We start from the raw sequence: 16,705 nt of genomic DNA, 5'->3' as shown, positions 1-16,705 counted from the left end.
ATAACACTACACCTGCTCTTTCATCAAATGCTCAAACTGCTCCTTGTTATCTTTAATAGCCCAGTTGGCCATTGCCAGTAAAATAGGCCGCAGTTCATCTGCCGCCGGCGTTAAACTATAAATAGTAATAGGGGGCTTTATCTGCTCTTCCTTTTTGGCTACCAGGTTATCTTCCTTCAACTGCTTGAGGTGTTGCGCCAGCATTTTTTCTGTAATGGCAGGTATTAGCTTTTTCAACTCGCTATAGCGTTTAGGACCGCTCATGAGGTAATACAAAATGGTGCACTTCCAATTACCGCCGATCTTATTCATTGCATATGTGATAGGACAGGCCAGTTCTGAAATGCCTTTATTTTGATTGCGGGTTGATTGCTCTTTTACTTTTGTCATGCCACTTACTTAGGAGTCAGTACTTGTATGGTTCTATGCTCAAAGATAGCTTTGCATAAACAATAAATCAACAGGATATGAAGATCACCATTACCGGTTCGCTGGGAAATATCAGCAAACCACTGGCAGAGCTATTGATAAACAACGGTCATGAAGTTACCATTATTAGCAGCGACCCCAAAAAAATTAACAATATTGAAGCTGTAGGAGCAAAGGCAGCGATCGGTTCCGTGTCGGAGGTGCCATTTTTAACCAATGCATTTAAAGGGGCCGATGCCATCTATACCATGGTTCCTCCCAACTGGGCGGCCACCAATTACCGCCAGTACATTAAAGAAACAGGTAACAACCTGCGGGCAGCCATTAAAGCATCCGGGGTAAAAAAGGTGGTGAACCTGAGCAGCATCGGCGCACATTTGAGCGAAGGCACCGGTCCTATTGCCGGCATGCACGATGTGGAACAAACGTTGAATACCCTCGATGGCGTTGTGGTTAAACATTTACGGGCAGGCTTTTTTTACATCAACTTTTTCTTTGATATCGGCACCATTCGCCATATGGGTGTTATGGGCAATAACTATGGCAGCGATGCCAAAATGGTATTGGTTCATCCTAATGACATTGCCATCGCCGCAGCGCAGGAACTGCAAGGCTCTTTTGCTGGAAAAAGCTTTCGCTATGTAGTAAGCGAAGAGCGAACAATCGCCGAGATTGTTAAAGTGTTGGGCGCAGCAATCAACAAACATGATTTGCCCTGGGTGCAGTTCAGCAATGAAGAAACCTATGCGGGTATGACCTCGGCCGGCATGTCGCCCGCCATTGCCACCACGTATGTTGAAATGGGTACTGCCATAAAAAGCGGTATTTTGTTTGAAGACTTTGAAGTACATAAACCGCAAGTGTGGGGACAGATAAAACTCCCCCATTTTGCCCATGAGTTTGCGGCTGTTTATAATGCACAACAATAATAAAATAAGTCCCCCGATACATCGGGGGACTCTTCCATTAGAACCACACTTATTCAAAGTGAAACTTCTTTGACGTATTCGTCGTTTGATAATTGCTTAACTGCTTCACCAAAGTACAGCATTATCCCCTACGAACGCACCGTTAAAAGACCGTATTTTTGCTGATGTTAATCATATTTATTACTTTTACCCGCAAGGAAATGGTGTCTTCCTACTTAACCGTTCCAACCAGGAACTGATGGCGCCTACAAATACATAATGGCTTATGGCCCTATAAAACTATTTGTAGGATGATAAAAAAACTTAACAATCGCTTCGAACACCTTTCTATCTTAAATCACCTGCTTCGCTGGACGCTCCTGACCACCCCGGTTTCTTTTATTGTAGGCTCCCTGGTGGCGCTGTTCTTATGGCTGCTTGAAAAAGCCACTGAAACCCGCTGGCAGCATGACTGGCTATTGTATTTACTGCCATTGGCGGGCATCCTGATCTATGCGGTGTATAAGTACCTGGGTAAAAATGCCGAGGCAGGCAATAACCTCATTATGGAGGAAATTCATGAACCGGGTGGCGGTGTTCCTACCCGCATGACGCCCCTGGTGTTGGCCACAACTATAATTACGCATCTGTTTGGCGGGTCTGCAGGCCGGGAAGGCACTGCCGTACAAATGGGTGGCAGTATGGCTGCGCTGCTGGGCCGCTGGTTTAAATTAAATCAGCAAGACCTGAGCATTCTGTTGATGTGTGGGATTGCTGCGGGCTTTGGCGCCGTGTTTGGCACGCCGGTTACCGGGGCCTTGTTTGCCCTGGAAGTGCTTACTATTGGCCGCATAAATTACAAGGCACTCCTGCCCTGCTTTATGGCCAGTGTGCTGGCCGATTTTACCTGTTCGGCTTATGGCATACATCACACCGCTTACCACATCACCTTTAAATCGGTTGCTGCCAGTAACATCTCCTTTTTGCATTTTGATTATTTACTGCTGGCAAAAGTGATCCTGGCCGGCGTTTTGTTCGGACTGGCAGGCTATCTTTTTTCTGAGCTATCGCATACCATCAAAAATTACAGCAACCGCTTTATAAAGATCAAATGGCTGATCCCGGTGATCGGTGGTATTATTATTATCGGTCTAACATTCGCGTTGGGCACCAGGGATTATCTGGGATTGGGTGTTACCAATCCCGATCCTGATGGGGTTTCAATTGTTAGCGCCTTCACACCCGGCGGCGCCACTTATTTTAGCTGGTTCTGGAAGATCCTGTTCACGGCTATTACGTTGGGGATGGGTTTTAAAGGTGGAGAAGTAACACCGTTATTTTTTATTGGCGCTACTCTAGGCAATACCATTGCAGTACTCACCGGCGCCCCTGTTGACCTGATGGCCGGCCTTGGATTTATTGCCGTATTTGCCGGCGCCACCAATACGCCCATTGCCTGTACCATTATGGGGGTTGAACTCTTTGGCGGCGATTATATTTTATACTATGCCATTGCCTGTTTTACTGCTTACTACTTCAGCGGACACACGGGTATTTATTTGTCGCAACGGATTGGGTTGTCAAAAACGCAGGAAGGCGATGCTACTACTAATACAACGCTGAAACAGATCAGGGAGAAACGGATCAGTAAAAGGAAGTTTTTTTGACCACCCTGAATCCCTGGTTGCTAAAGGAAGCACGAATGTGCACCTGCCCAATGTTGTAGGAGTTAAAAGCATGACAGGCGTTTTTGCTACACCACCAGGAGCCTCCGCGGGCATGTGCAATGGTGGGCTTTTCGTTTGGCGAAATTTTACCTGTACAAAACTCAAACACATTGCCGTACATGTCGTACAGTCCCCAGGGATTGGGTTTGAAATGCCCTACGGGAGAAGTATACATATACCCGTCGATGGTATCGGCCTTTTTGTGATCGTGACCATGCCAGATGTTGGCGTATGATTGGATTGCTTTATCGTTATCCCCGAAAAAATAATTGGTGCGGGTGCCTGCCCTGCAGGCAATCTCCCACTCATCGAGTGTTGGCAACCTCACCTTAGCCCAGGCACAATATGCCTGTACATCGTGAAAGCTGATGCACGTAACGGGGTGATCCATGCGGTTGTTAATGCCGCCATGCGTAACGCCATTCGGATATCGCCAACAGGCAGTGCTGTCTTCCATCCAGCGAAATTCATCCAACCCCGGCTCAAACACCAGGGCATTATGCAATTTTTCCGCATCGGTTATATAACCGGTAGCCGCCACAAAAGCATCAAATTGCCGGTTAGTAGTTTCGTAGATGGCGATGCGAAAACTGTCTATGGATACTTTGCGCAAAGGTGCTTGGGTATTGGCATTCTTACTCACTTCGTACACGCCTTTCGGCACCAGTACAAAACCATTTCGTTGCTGTGCCAACAAGGGAACCCAGCAAAACAGCAATGCAGAAACTACCCAACCTTTATATTTTATGTAACCCATTGTAGAAATTAGTGGCCCGTTGAATAATAAGGTCTTCATTGGCCTTATTGTAATTCAGGTAAGCACCATATTCCCCGCTTTTTGGCTCATATAATTTACTGTAATAAAAAGAGTTCACGAATGCGCCATATTGATTTTCCTTCATCAACAACATCAGCACAGTAAGAATATAATGATCTTTCTTTTCCCTATTATAGAAATCGATCAGGTAAGGTATTAGTTCTGTGCCGTTCATTTTAACAATTGCCTCTTTAATATTGCCGCCTACCTTGCTGCTTTTTTCAATAACAGGTTTCATCAGCTGACTTACGGTATCCCGGTTCTTAATAAAAAAAATCAATTGCCTTTCGCTCCAGCCGTATTCGCCAAAGGTGTTGGGTAAATGGCCGTAGATGCGTTTGTCTTCGTCCTCTCTCATGGGCAGTATACTACAGATCTGCATGTAGGTTTCCGGATGGATCATGTTATAGGTAAATTTTTCCGGAAGCGAAAGCGAGTCATACAGTTTTGGATCAAGCGTCCGGGTTTCATCAGTAGATCGGGGATTTTCGACTGCTATTTTTTCAATCAGCACGTCCACTTTACCCACCCCATAAGGCGGTATCGTTATATTATTGCTCCCCAATATGGAATCAATGGCTGCTATCATTGAATCTTTTTTTGGGGTTTCAGTCTGCGTGGTGTTTTGTGCAGCCGGCGAAGAACAGGCTGCCAACCATAACATATAACCTAAAGAGTAATAATGGGGTTTCATAGGAACAAAATAAAAAAAGACTGTTGAAAAACCAACAGTCCCTTATTATCCATCTGTGAATCTGCAATTATTTGGCAAACCCGTCCGCTTCTACGATCGCATCTGCAAACGCTTTTGGCGCTTCCTGCGGCAGGTTATGACCAATACCGCCTGTTATAGTGTGGTGGGCATATTTCCCTTTGAATTTGGCCGCATAATTGGCAGGGTCAGGATGTGGGGCGCCATTGGCATCTCCTTCCAGCGTAACCGTTGGCACCGTAATCACCGGGAATGTAGCGAGTTTCTTCTCCAGTTCATCGTATTTGGCTTCGCCTTGTACCAACCCCAGTCTCCAGCGATAATTATGAATGGTAATGGCCACATGATCGGGATTGTCGAACGCAGCGGCTGACTGTGCAAACACGGCATCGGAGAATTTCCAATCGGGTGAAGCAGTTTGCCAGATCAGTTTGTCGAAATCGCGCCGGTTGGCCTCGTACCCCTTTTCGCCGCGTTCGGTAGCAAAGTAATACTGGTACCACCACGACAATTCCGCTTTGGGCGACAAGGGCGCTTTATTGGCCTGCTGGCTGCCGATCAAATATCCACTTACCGATACCAGGGCTTTTACCCGCTCCGGCCAAAGGACGGCTACAATATCCGCAGTACGTGCACCCCAGTCGAACCCGCCAATAACGGCTTTTTCAATTTTAAGGGCGTCCATAAAGGCGATCACATCTGCCGCCAGGGCGGCTTGTTGTCCGTTGCGGGGCGTAGCCGCATCGAGAAAGCGGGTGGTGCCATAACCGCGTAAATAAGGAACAAACACATGATAACCTTTTGCTGCTAATAAAGCCGATACTTCTTTAAAGCTATAGATATCATAAGGCCAGCCATGCAATAAAATAACCGGTTGTCCACTGGGCGCTCCTGCTTCGGCATAGCCAATATCGAGCACGCCGGCTTTTATTTGTTCTATTTTGCCGAAGTTGTTTTGTGCCTGTAAAAAATTAACTGTAAGACTGAATACGGCTGCCATTAAAAAACGGTTACGAATGATGTGTGAAGGTTTCATGCTATTATAATGATTTATTGTTTGGTAATTTTAGTTGATGGCTACGGCGGAATTTCCTAAACATTACATAAGTTACGGAAACCATTGCAAAGGCAACGATGGCATCTACTGTTGCTGCAAAGCCCAGCACGCTTAATTTGGAAAAGAAGGCAAAAGTGATATCGAAGAATACGCCTGCAAAAACCCATTCTTTTAATCTCAGCAATTTATTTGGAGTTAACAGTACCAGTACGCCGGCAACTTTTGCTACACCCAAAATGTAAATAAAGTGTGCAGGGTAACCCAGTTGTAAAGTAATGTCCCATACGAGCGGATTTTTTGTGAGCTCACAAACACCACTTGTTCCAAACCATAATGAGGTTAAAATTACGCCTGCCCGGTAAATTGCTTTTGTTGATCTCGTTTTCATGTTTGTTGGTTTTGTGTTTATTGATGACACAAAGATGGGCCGCCGGGGAGGGCGGTAAAAGCAAAAAACCGTGAAGTAGGCGAATTAGGGGGCGGGTTAGACAATCGTGAAAATGAAAAAGCCGTCCCCGGTAATGGAACGGCTTAAAAATTTCAAACCAGGTTCTTAATTACTTCCCGTTTATGACTTTTATGGCTGCTTCTATCAGTTCATCCCGTCCCTGCTGCAGGCCCTTTATTGTGGGCTTACATACGATGTCAATATTTACTCCCTTCTTTTGCGCAACAGTACCATCCAGGTCATAAACACCGAGGCCGGAAAACCGGGTTTTGAATTGTCCGGGCAAAACTATCCATTCCGTCCAGTCTCCATCAGCGCCTGAAGTGGTACTGCCAATCGTTATTGTTTTTGCAGCCCCCTGTAATGCCATCGCACTATACTCGCCATGACTTTTTGTATGTTCATTTACCAGCAGCACTACTTTGCCGGCATAGGGAGAAGACTGGTCTTTTCCTGCAATACGATCGCCGTAATATTTGTACATGCCCGGGTAGCTAAGGTCCGGGTAAATCATTCTGGGTGCCAGATATGTATGGGAACTCAATCTGGCCGCAATAACAGGCCACGTATCGTTGGGGTGATTACGGATATCAATAATAATTCCCCGCGTAGCACCAAGACTATCCATTATTTTATCAACATCCCTGGTCTGCAATTCGCTCATATCAATATAACCGATGTTATCTGGCAGCATTTTCCATACTATGGGTACCGGAGGAGCATATGGCAAGGGGGATTTCGATCTTTCTATATTAAGTGAGGTGGTTACGCCCTGAGGGGTTAACCTGGTAATGGCGCAGTTGCCGGTGTTCCCTGCAAACAAAAACGAATTGCATAATGCAAAAAGGCCGCCTTCTTTATTGGAAGCATTGCAAATAAATGGCCAATACTTATTTATTCGTTCTTCAATAGTTTCACCATCTATGCTAACAATAACATCGTTCAGCGCAATTCCCTGTGCCTTACACAAAGAGTCGTTAGTAATTAAATCAACAACGGCCTTGCCTTCTACAATAAAGCATGAAAACGGAAGGTAACTATAATCTCCAATCAGATTACGAATCTGTCGTGACCAGCCAGCACCACTAAAAGTGCTATGCCCATCTTCCAGCATCCCGATCATTTTAATTATATTCAACTGGTATTGCAACTCATCTTTTGCCTGGTAGAATGGAGGGATCAATTCAGTCAATACCGAATCCCATTTTTTAGAAGTAATGTATTTATAAGGTGAAAAATAATTTACAATATTCCAGTACCGGAACAGCGTCAACAGCCGGTAATCAGGTGATGGATATCGAAACCCGGGGCTTCCGTATGCTTCTTCATTGATAATTTTTATCTGATGAGTTGTGCCATAAGCAGCATAATAGCATGCACCCTGACTCCTGTTGGTAAGAATATATTGCAGTTTACTCACCAGCTCCCCATTAAAACCCCTATGTGTGATCCAGGCAGTATCAAAATTATAACTGAGCCTGTCTGTAAGCGTATTATCACACTGTGTACAGGCAGGCACTTTTCCCAGTTCATTGAGCCAGGTTAGTACCACCTCGTTCAACGCGCGGGCATTGCCAGCAACAAGAAACACAGGTATTTTTGCAATCAACACACTATCCCAATTCAGCTGACCTTTTGCAACATTGGGATGATAGTATTTTAAAAAGCCCCATACCTGACCTAACACCTGCAGGGAAGTGATCTGGTAAGAAGTAAGGTTACGGGTAGCCGTATCGGCTGTTTGATTTCCGTGCGCAATATTGAATGACCCGATAATTGTCAACAGAATAAGGAATTGTTTTTTCATAATAAGGTTACTTCTTTGGGTCCGTAAAGTCATATGTAAACCAATTGAAATAAGCCAGTCTGCCATCGGCCTGGCCGGCCCGATTTTATCGGGATCCCAAGATACTCAAAAACAGGTGAGTAGTGAGTGATCCCGCGATTATTCAGCCCCCGAACACCAGGACGCTTACTCACCACTGACCACTCATTATCGTACTTTTGTGCTATTCTTACCCTCAAACGGGTTATTTCTGCGGAATAGCCCATACTAGCTTTGTTTTATCAAATTAATTGATTCAAAACAAAGTACTATGAGCAAGATAATCTTCATCACAGGCGCCTCAAAAGGATTTGGAAAATTATGGGCTGAAGCATTTTTAAAACGCGGCGATAAAGTAGCCGCCACCGCCCGCAACCTCACTGCTTTAAACGAACTGGCAGCCACCTATGGCGACAATGTATTACCCCTGCAACTGGATGTAAACAACCGTACCGAGGTTTTTGCAGCGGTTAACAAAATAGAAAAACACTTCGGCCGCATCGACGTTTTAATCAATAACGCCGGCAACGGGGTATTTGGCACAACCGAAGAAACTACCGAAGCACAGGCCAGGTATCAAATGGAAACCAATTTCTTTGGTTCTTTATGGGTGGTACAGGCGGTTCTTCCCATTTTTCGTAAACAGAAAAGTGGTCACATTATCCAAACGAGCAGCTACCTGGGAATAACCACGCTGCCATTGCTGGGTGTTTACAATGCATCCAAATTTGCAGTGGAAGGATTGATTGAAAGCATTGCAAAAGAAACAGCGCATTTGGGTATTAAAACCACGTTGATAGAACCCAATGGTTATGCTACTGATTGGGCAGGTGCTTCCGCCACCCGCACGGCCAGCGACATTGAAGACTATGCACCGGTACGGGCAGCCTTTGCAAAAGGTAGTGAAAACCCAACTTTCTGGGGCAAACCCGAAGCAACTGTAGCGCCTGTATTGCAGGTAGCAGACAACAATAACCCACCTCAAAGGTTATTATTAGGAACCGTTGCATACAATACTGTTCAACAGGTATATACCCAGCGGTTGAAAGAGGTAGAAGCATGGAAAGAAGTAAGTATTGCTGCCCAGGGTCATTAAATAACAGGTTATGACACACTATAAAACATTGAGCGAACTGCATATTGGCAATGGCTGGCCACCGCCGGAAAATCCGTTATTCAGCATAGTAGGTTGTCAACGCGATTGCCCTATTGGCGACAGAGAGTTTACAGCAGATGCATACCTGGTCGCGTTAAAAAAGTTGGAAGCGGGCGTGATCCTGTATGGCCGTACGGCTTACGACAATACCAATGGGTCCATGTTTTTTATGAAACCGCGCCAGATCATTCAAATGCACAATCTGCAGTTTGAAGAAAACGGGTTTATGATCATGATCCATGAGGATTATCTGCACGGACATGAGCTGTTCAACGTCATGCAGAAATATGGTTTCTTTGATTATGAGGTGAATGAAGCCCTGCATATTTCGCCAAAAGAAGAAACCATTATGTGGGAGCTGCACGATAAGATCAAGGCTGAATACAACAACAACCAGGATGAGTACAGCCGCGAAATTATGCTGGGGCACGTGGCTTCCATCCTGATGTATTCGCAGCGGTTTTATAAACGGCAGTTCATAAACCGCACAGACCTCTCCGGCAAAACCGTCACCAAATTCAACACTGCCCTGCAGCATTATTTTGAAGATGGGGGTTTACAGCGTAAAGGCCTTCCTTCGGTGAATGCGATGGCGGAACAATTACACTTATCACCCCGGTACTTAAGCGATCTGCTGAAACAGGAAACCGGTAAAACGGCCCTGGAGCTGATCCATCTTTCGCTGATCTCGGAAGCAAAGAACCTGTTGAAAACAGCCGATCGCAGTATTGCCGAAATTGCCTATGAGCTGGGTTTTGAGAACACCTCCTACTTCACCCGGTTGTTCAAAAAACAAACGGGGATGAAACCCCTGGAGTTCAGGAAGCATGCCCAGGCAAATTAATAATGAATATTGAATGCTTGCCCGACGGAGCCTTGGCGAAGGCGGGTCGAACTTTGAATGTTGAAGTGAAAGACAATATCGCCGATTGTATTTACTTCAACATTCAATTTTGGATATTCAACGTTATCTTTGGTCCATTCCTGATCAATACCGAAACAATGAAAGTAAGCAACCCATTGCCTTGCGAAAAGATCAGCAGTTATGTAGACAGGATACTTGTCATAGAGGAGGTGCTCGTCACCAACCCGTTCACGCTGCCCCTGTACGCCAATGGGTCGCCTACCCTTTTATTTCAAACCGCCAAAGGAACCATTCAAAATAACTCCAACAACCTAACGCTGTTTGGACAAACCGTTTTCCCCGAAACCCTGACCATCCGTGATAACTTTACGCTCATTGCTTATTTTTTTAAACCGTTTGCACTATATAGCCTTTTTGGCGTTTCGGCCCGGGAACTCACCAATAGTCCCATCGGCCTGAACCTGCTGGATGCGGCCACCACCCGGGAACTGCAGGAACAGTTGTTGAATGCCGGGTCCACGGCAGCTATGCTTACCCTGTTGGATGACTACATATTCAGCCTGATCACCAAAACCAAAGCCGATTGCCAGCTGATCCGCTTTGCCACCCTGGCCATTGCGCAAAACGCTTCCAAAGACGCCCTGTTAAAAGTGCAGCAGGAACTGCACATCACCGAACGCACCTTCCAACGGCTGTTTGAAAAGAACATCGGCATTGCCCCCAGCCTGTTCCGGCGTATTTCCCAGTTCAATAATGCCTTTCAGCAACTCAACGGCCGCCAGTTCGCCAAACTCAGCGATATCGCCTTTAACAATGGTTATGCCGACCAAAGCCATTACATCCGCGCTTTTAAGGAATTTACCGGTATTACGCCCGCAGCATATCTGAAATTCGGCCAGGCTGAATAATGTCGGGTTTGTTCTATTTTGGCGGATTGCCCCGCTGTTACTTTGTGTTATCAATTAAAACACAAATAACAAAAACATGAATAATCAAATTTATCCCTGCCTGTGGTTCGATGGACAAGCTCAGGCCGCCGCTACCTTCTATTGCGCTATTTTCAAAAATTCAAAAATCACCGCCGATAACCAGATGGTGGTAACCTTTGAACTGAATGGCAAGAAATTTATGGGTTTGAATGCCGGTCCGCAGTTTAAATTCAACGAAGCGGTTTCTTTTGTGGTGGATTGCGAAACCCAGGAAGAGATCGACTACTACTGGGAGAAACTAACCGCAAATGGCGGCAGTGAAGGCCAGTGCGGCTGGTTAAAAGACCAGTTTGGGGTTAGCTGGCAAATTGTGCCTGCCATTCTTCCCAAATTGTTAAGCGACCCGGCTAAGGCGCAAAAAGTGATCCAGGTGTATATGCAAATGAAAAAGTTCGATATAGAGAAGTTGCAGAATGCATAGATAAGACCGGCAATCGGCAATCGGCAATCGGCAATCGGCAATCGGCAATCGGCAATCGGCAATCGGCAATCGGCAATCGGCAATCGGCAATCGGCAATCGGCAATCGGCAATCGGCAATCGAGCCTCGCGATTAAATGCAACCTGTCAAATGTTGAACCTGTCTTTGCCTTTTGCCCTTTGCCTTTCCTTTATCAACTCTACCAACTCCGTCAACCCTATCAACTTTCTTATTAAATCGGTAAGTTTGTACAAATCATTACTATGCTTCCTATCCAATCACAAGCGCCCGATTTTGAATTATATGCCACCCCCGACCAAAAGATCAGTTTAAGCAGCCTGCAGGGCAAGCGGGTTATCCTCGCTTTTTATCCCGCCGACTGGAGCCCCGTATGCTCTGACCAGATGGCTTTATATAATGAAATGCTCGATTATTTTCACAAAGCCAATGCGCAGTTAATAGGGATCTCAGTAGATGGCAAATGGTGTCATATGTCTTTTTCGGCCGACCGGAAATTACATTTCCCGCTGCTGGCAGACTTTGAGCCCAAAGGCGCTGTTGCAAAGGCCTATGGAGTGTACGATGAGGCAATTGGCGAGTGCAAAAGAGCGTTGTTCGTAATAGATGAAAAAGGGACCATTGCCTGGAATTACCTGTCGCCCGTTGGCGTGAACCCCGGCGCAGATGGCATTATGGACGCACTGGAGGAAATGGACAAAAATAAAAAAGGGTAACATGGCCTTACGAACGCCGGTAAACGAAACAGACTATCTTTTTGGACCATCCAACGCCCCAATAGAACTGGTTGAATATGGCGATTATCAATGCCCTTATTGCGGAAGGGCTTACCCGATTGTGAAGGACCTGCTGCAACAGGTGGGCCACCAGGTAAAATTTGTGTTCCGCAATTTTCCACTTACCAAAATTCATCCCCAGGCACGCATGGCTGCATTGGCTGCCGAAGCCGCCGGATTGCAGAACAAATACTGGGAGATGCACGATGTTATTTACGAAAATCAAAAACGGCTGCACCACACGGCCCTGCTGGAATACGCAGTGGGCATTGGCTTGCAAATGGAACGGTTTTCGGCAGACATGGAGCGGGAAGATCTGGCCCAAAAAATAGACAGCCATTTTTACAGTGGGATGCGCAGCGGCGTTAGCGCCACACCCACTTTTTTTATCAATGGAGAAAAATATACCGGCAGCTGGGAAAATGATGACCTGTTACAATATCTCAAAAGTTCTTTTCCCTTATGAAGATAAAAACACTGATTGTAGTATTAACAGTTACCTTACTACCTATCCTGATGCAAGCGCAGATCCTCAACATCGACAGAACCGATACAACGGATTATGCGCGCCATGCAATATTTGATTTTAATTTAAATTCCGGGCTGGAAATCGACCGGCAAAAAACCGTTCTGTACGATGCTACCAATACGGCAGAAGCCATGTTGCAGCAATACAAAGAACTGTTTATCCTGGCAGCCAGTTACCGGTTCACCTACAATGGGCCCGATGATATTCTGAATGCCGGTTTTGTTCACCTCCGTTACCGGCATAACTATAAGAACAAATTACAACCTGAACCTTTTGTGCAATACCAGTGGGATAATAAACGCGGCATCGAGCACCGGATCCTGGCCGGCGCCAACCTGAGGTATAACATCACGAAAGGACAACGCTTTGAGTTCAATTGCGGTTTGGGGTTAATGTATGAAGAGGAGAAATGGGACTATGTGGGGGTGGATTCTGCCAAATTACCCGGCGATGTTACGCCCATCACCAATTACTTTACCAAAATCAACTCCTACATCCGCTTTACCTGGGACCCTAACAGCAACAACGATATCACCTTCAACGTATTTCTGCAAACCCGGCCCGACCGGTTTAAACCCCGTCTCGCGCCTCATGCTCAATGGAATGTAAAGGCGGGCAAGCATGTTGCCTTATCCATTTCCTTCTCCGGTATGTATGATACCGCGCCTGTAGTACCAATTGAAAAGTTTTATTTCAGTTTAAGCAACGGGGTGTTGTTGAGCCTGTAGAAAAGCATTTATCCAGCAAATCCCTTGAAATTGACGTACTTTCGCCGAATGGCGGAAACTACATTTTCTATTGAGAACACGCTTTCGAATTTACAGATCGATGAGTTGAATGAGATGCAGCAGGCATCGCTGGAAGCCAATAAAACCTCCAATTCGGTGGTTTTGCTGGCCGATACCGGTTCAGGAAAAACGCTGGCATTTTTGTTACCTGTAACCCAATTGCTGGATAAACGGCATGTAACCCAGGCCCTGATCATTGTGCCCAGCCGGGAACTGGCCCTGCAAATTGAGCAGGTATTTAAAAAGATGGGAACTGGTTTTAAGATCACCTGTTGCTATGGCGGCCATAAACGGGAAACCGAAGAAAACAACCTGTTGCAGGCTCCTGCCCTCATTGTAGGCACTCCCGGCCGGTTGGCAGATCATATCCGCCGCGGTAATATTACCACCACCCATATTGAAACCCTGGTACTGGATGAATTTGATAAATCGCTGGAAGAGGGATTTGATGAAGAAATGTCGTTCATTATAAGCTCACTGCCCGCCCTGAAAAAACGGATTCTCACATCCGCCACCGAAGCAGTGGAAGTGCCGGAATTCGTGGGTTTACAGGATCCCGTTAAAATAAACTTTTTAACCGGGGAGAAATCAGAAGCCCTGGCCATTCAAACGGTAAAAAGCAGCGACAGGGATAAAGCCGAAACGCTGTTCAGGCTGATCTGTCACCTGGGCAACCGTTCTACCATCGTCTTTTGCAATCAACGCGAATTTGTTGAAACGGTAAACAACTTTTTGAAAGAAAAAGGCATCGTGAGTGTATTCTATCACGGCGCCATGGAACAGCGCGACCGTGATGTGGCTTTATGCAAATTCCGCAATGGAAGCTCCAATGTACTGGTGACCACCGACCTGGCTGCCCGTGGCTTGGATATTCCCAACATCCGTTACATTGTACATTATCAACTCCCCACTTCGCAGGAATCCTTTACCCATCGCAATGGCCGTACAGCCCGCATGGATGCCAGCGGCACCGCTATTTTGATACTGGCCCCACATGAATATTTACCTGAATATATTACTCCCGAACCGGCCAATATTGAGTTGCCCGAAAATGCCGAGCTACCTCAAAAACCCGGCTGGACCACTTTCTTTATCGGCGCAGGCAAAAAAGACAAAATAAACAAGGTTGACATCGTAGGCTTTTTCACCAACAGAGGACAGCTGAAGAAAGAAGACATCGGGTTAATAGAAGTGAAGGATTTCTTCTCTTTTGTAGCTATCCGTAAATCAAAAGCCAGCCATACCCTGCATTCGATCAAGGATGAGAAGATCAAGAATAAGAAAGTGAAGATTGATGTGGCGAAATAGTAAATGAACATTTTGTTTCTTCATTTGTTCCATTATTTCACGGTCCGCAGCAAAGCAAAGGTTTCGAAATATCGATATATTTTCGTAGCTTTGCTTTTATCCGTCTGATCTTCGCATATTATTATATAGGGCTTTGCTTATTAATAGTCTCGTCTATTATCGCCCCTCTCATTGCTTTACTCAGATATTACGGTTCAAAACAATTAATCCTGCCTCGGCAGGAATCACCAAAATTTATATATGTCTAAATCACAAGAAACATTTAACAAAAGAGAAAGAGAAAAGAATCGCCAGCGGAAACAACAGGACAAGCTGGAAAAAATGCAGGAACGTAAGAATAACAAGGAAAAAAAGAGCCTTGATGACATGATTGCTTACGTGGATGAAAATGGTAATTTAACCTCCGTGCCGCCAGATCCGAAGAAAAGAAAGGTATTTCGTCAGGAAGAAATGCAGATCAGTATTCCTAAACAGGAAGATAGACCTGCAAATGAAAGAAGAACCGGGGTGGTTAGTTTTTTCAATGACCTGAAAGGGTTCGGGTTTATAATCGACGCCATTACCAAAGAACGCGTTTTTGTACACGTGAACGAACTGTCAGTTGCCATAAAAGAGAACGACAGAGTTTCTTTTGAAGTACAAAATAGTCCAAAGGGTCCGGTTGCATTACTTGTTGAGGTAGTCAAATAACTCCTAAACATGTTGTTTTATCAGATCAACCAATTGTTTTTTGCTGGCAACACCTGATTGCCGCCAAACAGGCCTGCCTTTCCTGAATAATATCAGGGTGGGCACGCCGCTGATCTGATATGCCTGGGCAATGGCGGGCATTTTATCTACATCTATCTTGATGATACGGGCGCTGTCGCCGATCTCGGATTTTACTTCTTTCAACACCGGCGCCTGTACTTTACAGGGGCCACACCATTCAGCAAAAAAATCTACCAACACTGGTTTATCTTCGTTCAGCACACTTTGAAAATTCTCTTTCATATCACTCGATTTTTATTTTTTATAACTGTCCTGTAATTTCTTTATCAGTTCTTTTTGTTCTTCAGTAAAAGAGTCCGGTAATTTGGCTTCTATTTTTATATACAGGTCACCAACTGCCTGTTGATTATATACCGGCATTCCCTTCCCTTTCAACCGCAACTTTTTCCCGTTTTGTGTTCCTTCAGGAACAGTGATGGTCACTTCACCTGAAAGGGTTTTAACCGGCAGCTTACCCCCCAGCATCAACGTAAATGCATCTACAGGCACCTCTATGTGCAGGTCGTTACCGGTTCTTTTAAATACAGGATTCGGTTGTATATGTACCGTAATGAACAGGTCACCGGCTTTTCCGCCACGGCCTTTCATTCCCTTGCCTTTCGATTTCAGCACCAGTCCTTCATAGGCACCAGGTTTTATTTTGACTTTCAGTTTTTCGGTGCCCAGATCAATAATACGTTCGGTACCGGTAAAAGCTTCCTGCAGGGTTATGGTTGCTTCGCCTTCAATACTCTGGCCCGGCATTTCCTGTTGAAAGCCACCGTAACTTCTTTCACCGCCACCACCGCCAAAGAAGGATTTGAAGAAGTCAGAGAATCCACCACCGCCAAAAATGTCTTCAGCGTCACCGTTATATTCATAATAACTTTGTCCGCCCCGCTGGCCGCCAAAACCGCCACCACCTGCCCCACTAAAGTCTGCATGCTCGTACTGTTTCCAGTTGGCGCCTAATGTATCGTACTTTTTACGCTTTTCCGGATCGCTGAGCACTTCGTTGGCTTCGGTTACTTCCTTGAATTTTTCCTCGGCTTTTTTATCACCCGCATTTTTATCGGGGTGATATTTAACAGCCAGCTTGCGATAAGCCTTTTTTATCTCGTCCTGGGTAGCAGTTTTTTCTACCCCCAATACTTTATAATAGTCTTTATATTCCATTATAATC

The 16,705-nt window shown here is 45.4% G+C and carries 19 protein-coding genes and 1 riboswitch; of the genes, 11 read left to right on the top strand and 8 right to left on the bottom strand.

Annotation, left to right across the window (positions count from 1 at the left end; all coding sequences use genetic code 11):
• Positions 1-6: 6 nt before the first annotated feature.
• Positions 7-390, bottom strand: a complete 384-nt coding sequence (locus NIAKO_RS07060; RefSeq protein WP_014217723.1) for a winged helix-turn-helix transcriptional regulator — start codon at positions 388-390, stop codon at positions 7-9.
• A gap of 77 nt (positions 391-467) precedes the next feature.
• Here NIAKO_RS07060 and NIAKO_RS07055 point away from each other — a divergent pair, with 77 nt between their 5' ends.
• Positions 468-1,358 (top strand): NAD(P)H-binding protein, encoded by an 891-nt coding sequence (locus NIAKO_RS07055; RefSeq protein WP_014217722.1) that lies wholly within the window; start codon positions 468-470, stop codon positions 1,356-1,358.
• Between the two features lie 187 nt (positions 1,359-1,545).
• A riboswitch (Fluoride riboswitch) is annotated at positions 1,546-1,613 on the top strand.
• Positions 1,614-1,648: 35 nt separating this feature from the next.
• Complete coding sequence (locus NIAKO_RS07050) at positions 1,649-3,004, top strand: voltage-gated chloride channel family protein (RefSeq protein WP_014217721.1); 1,356 nt, start codon at positions 1,649-1,651, stop codon at positions 3,002-3,004.
• Here NIAKO_RS07050 and NIAKO_RS07045 read toward each other — a convergent pair.
• The 5 genes from NIAKO_RS07045 to NIAKO_RS07025 all read right to left on the bottom strand — a co-directional run bounded on the left by NIAKO_RS07045 (position 2,982) and on the right by NIAKO_RS07025 (position 7,905).
• A complete protein-coding gene (locus tag NIAKO_RS07045) occupies positions 2,982-3,821 on the bottom strand; it encodes a formylglycine-generating enzyme family protein (RefSeq protein WP_014217720.1) in 840 nt (279 codons plus the stop codon). The two genes, NIAKO_RS07050 and NIAKO_RS07045, sit on opposite strands and share 23 nt — an antisense overlap.
• Positions 3,802-4,575 (bottom strand): hypothetical protein, encoded by a 774-nt coding sequence (locus tag NIAKO_RS07040; protein ID WP_041346451.1) that lies wholly within the window; start codon positions 4,573-4,575, stop codon positions 3,802-3,804. Before NIAKO_RS07040 ends, NIAKO_RS07045 begins: the two co-directional genes overlap by 20 nt.
• Before the next feature lie 67 nt (positions 4,576-4,642).
• The gene (locus NIAKO_RS07035; protein ID WP_014217718.1) at positions 4,643-5,629 is read right to left on the bottom strand and encodes an alpha/beta fold hydrolase; all 987 of its coding nucleotides are present in this window, start codon (positions 5,627-5,629) and stop codon (positions 4,643-4,645) included.
• 4 nt (positions 5,630-5,633) lie between these two features.
• Positions 5,634-6,038, bottom strand: a complete 405-nt coding sequence (locus NIAKO_RS07030; protein ID WP_014217717.1) for a DoxX family protein — start codon at positions 6,036-6,038, stop codon at positions 5,634-5,636.
• Between the two features lie 169 nt (positions 6,039-6,207).
• Complete coding sequence (locus NIAKO_RS07025; RefSeq protein WP_014217716.1) at positions 6,208-7,905, bottom strand: S41 family peptidase; 1,698 nt, start codon at positions 7,903-7,905, stop codon at positions 6,208-6,210.
• A gap of 289 nt (positions 7,906-8,194) precedes the next feature.
• On the opposite strand from NIAKO_RS07025, the gene NIAKO_RS07015 reads away from it, so the two are divergent.
• From NIAKO_RS07015 to NIAKO_RS06975, 9 genes are all read left to right on the top strand, one after another.
• A complete protein-coding gene (locus NIAKO_RS07015) occupies positions 8,195-9,019 on the top strand; it encodes an SDR family NAD(P)-dependent oxidoreductase (protein WP_014217714.1) in 825 nt (274 codons plus the stop codon).
• Positions 9,020-9,029: 10 nt separating this feature from the next.
• Positions 9,030-9,923, top strand: coding sequence for a helix-turn-helix domain-containing protein (locus NIAKO_RS07010; protein WP_014217713.1), 894 nt, complete (start codon positions 9,030-9,032; stop codon positions 9,921-9,923).
• 65 nt (positions 9,924-9,988) lie between these two features.
• Entirely contained in the window at positions 9,989-10,852 is an 864-nt protein-coding gene (locus NIAKO_RS07005) for a helix-turn-helix domain-containing protein (protein WP_207622481.1), read from the top strand.
• A gap of 76 nt (positions 10,853-10,928) precedes the next feature.
• Positions 10,929-11,354 carry a VOC family protein gene (locus NIAKO_RS07000; RefSeq protein WP_014217711.1) on the top strand — a complete coding sequence of 142 codons (426 nt, stop codon included), beginning with the start codon at positions 10,929-10,931 and terminating at the stop codon, positions 11,352-11,354.
• Positions 11,355-11,616: 262 nt separating this feature from the next.
• On the top strand, positions 11,617-12,087 hold the full coding sequence (locus NIAKO_RS06995; RefSeq protein WP_014217710.1) for a redoxin domain-containing protein: 471 nt from the start codon (positions 11,617-11,619) through the stop codon (positions 12,085-12,087).
• 1 nt (position 12,088) lies between these two features.
• A complete protein-coding gene (locus NIAKO_RS06990; RefSeq protein WP_014217709.1) occupies positions 12,089-12,613 on the top strand; it encodes a DsbA family protein in 525 nt (174 codons plus the stop codon).
• Positions 12,610-13,404: a DUF481 domain-containing protein gene (locus NIAKO_RS06985; RefSeq protein WP_014217708.1), complete on the top strand. Its 795-nt coding sequence runs from the start codon at positions 12,610-12,612 to the stop codon at positions 13,402-13,404. The genes NIAKO_RS06990 and NIAKO_RS06985 overlap by 4 nt, the downstream gene beginning before the upstream one ends.
• 48 nt (positions 13,405-13,452) lie before the next feature.
• Entirely contained in the window at positions 13,453-14,772 is a 1,320-nt protein-coding gene (locus NIAKO_RS06980; protein WP_014217707.1) for a DEAD/DEAH box helicase, read from the top strand.
• Between the two features lie 240 nt (positions 14,773-15,012).
• The gene (locus tag NIAKO_RS06975; protein WP_014217706.1) at positions 15,013-15,462 is read left to right on the top strand and encodes a cold-shock protein; all 450 of its coding nucleotides are present in this window, start codon (positions 15,013-15,015) and stop codon (positions 15,460-15,462) included.
• Positions 15,463-15,465: 3 nt separating this feature from the next.
• Here NIAKO_RS06975 and trxA read toward each other — a convergent pair whose 3' ends face one another.
• Both trxA and NIAKO_RS06965 read right to left on the bottom strand, forming a co-directional pair.
• Positions 15,466-15,765 carry a thioredoxin gene (gene trxA / locus NIAKO_RS06970; RefSeq protein WP_014217705.1) on the bottom strand — a complete coding sequence of 100 codons (300 nt, stop codon included), beginning with the start codon at positions 15,763-15,765 and terminating at the stop codon, positions 15,466-15,468.
• A 12-nt stretch (positions 15,766-15,777) separates the two neighbouring features.
• Positions 15,778-16,698 (bottom strand): DnaJ C-terminal domain-containing protein, encoded by a 921-nt coding sequence (locus NIAKO_RS06965; protein ID WP_014217704.1) that lies wholly within the window; start codon positions 16,696-16,698, stop codon positions 15,778-15,780.
• Positions 16,699-16,705 lie beyond the last annotated feature (7 nt).

This window comes from Niastella koreensis GR20-10 (assembly GCF_000246855.1).
Lineage (GTDB): Bacteria > Bacteroidota > Bacteroidia > Chitinophagales > Chitinophagaceae > Niastella > Niastella koreensis.
Note: the sequence above shows the minus strand (reverse complement) of the source record. Positions and strands in the feature narration are given on the sequence as shown.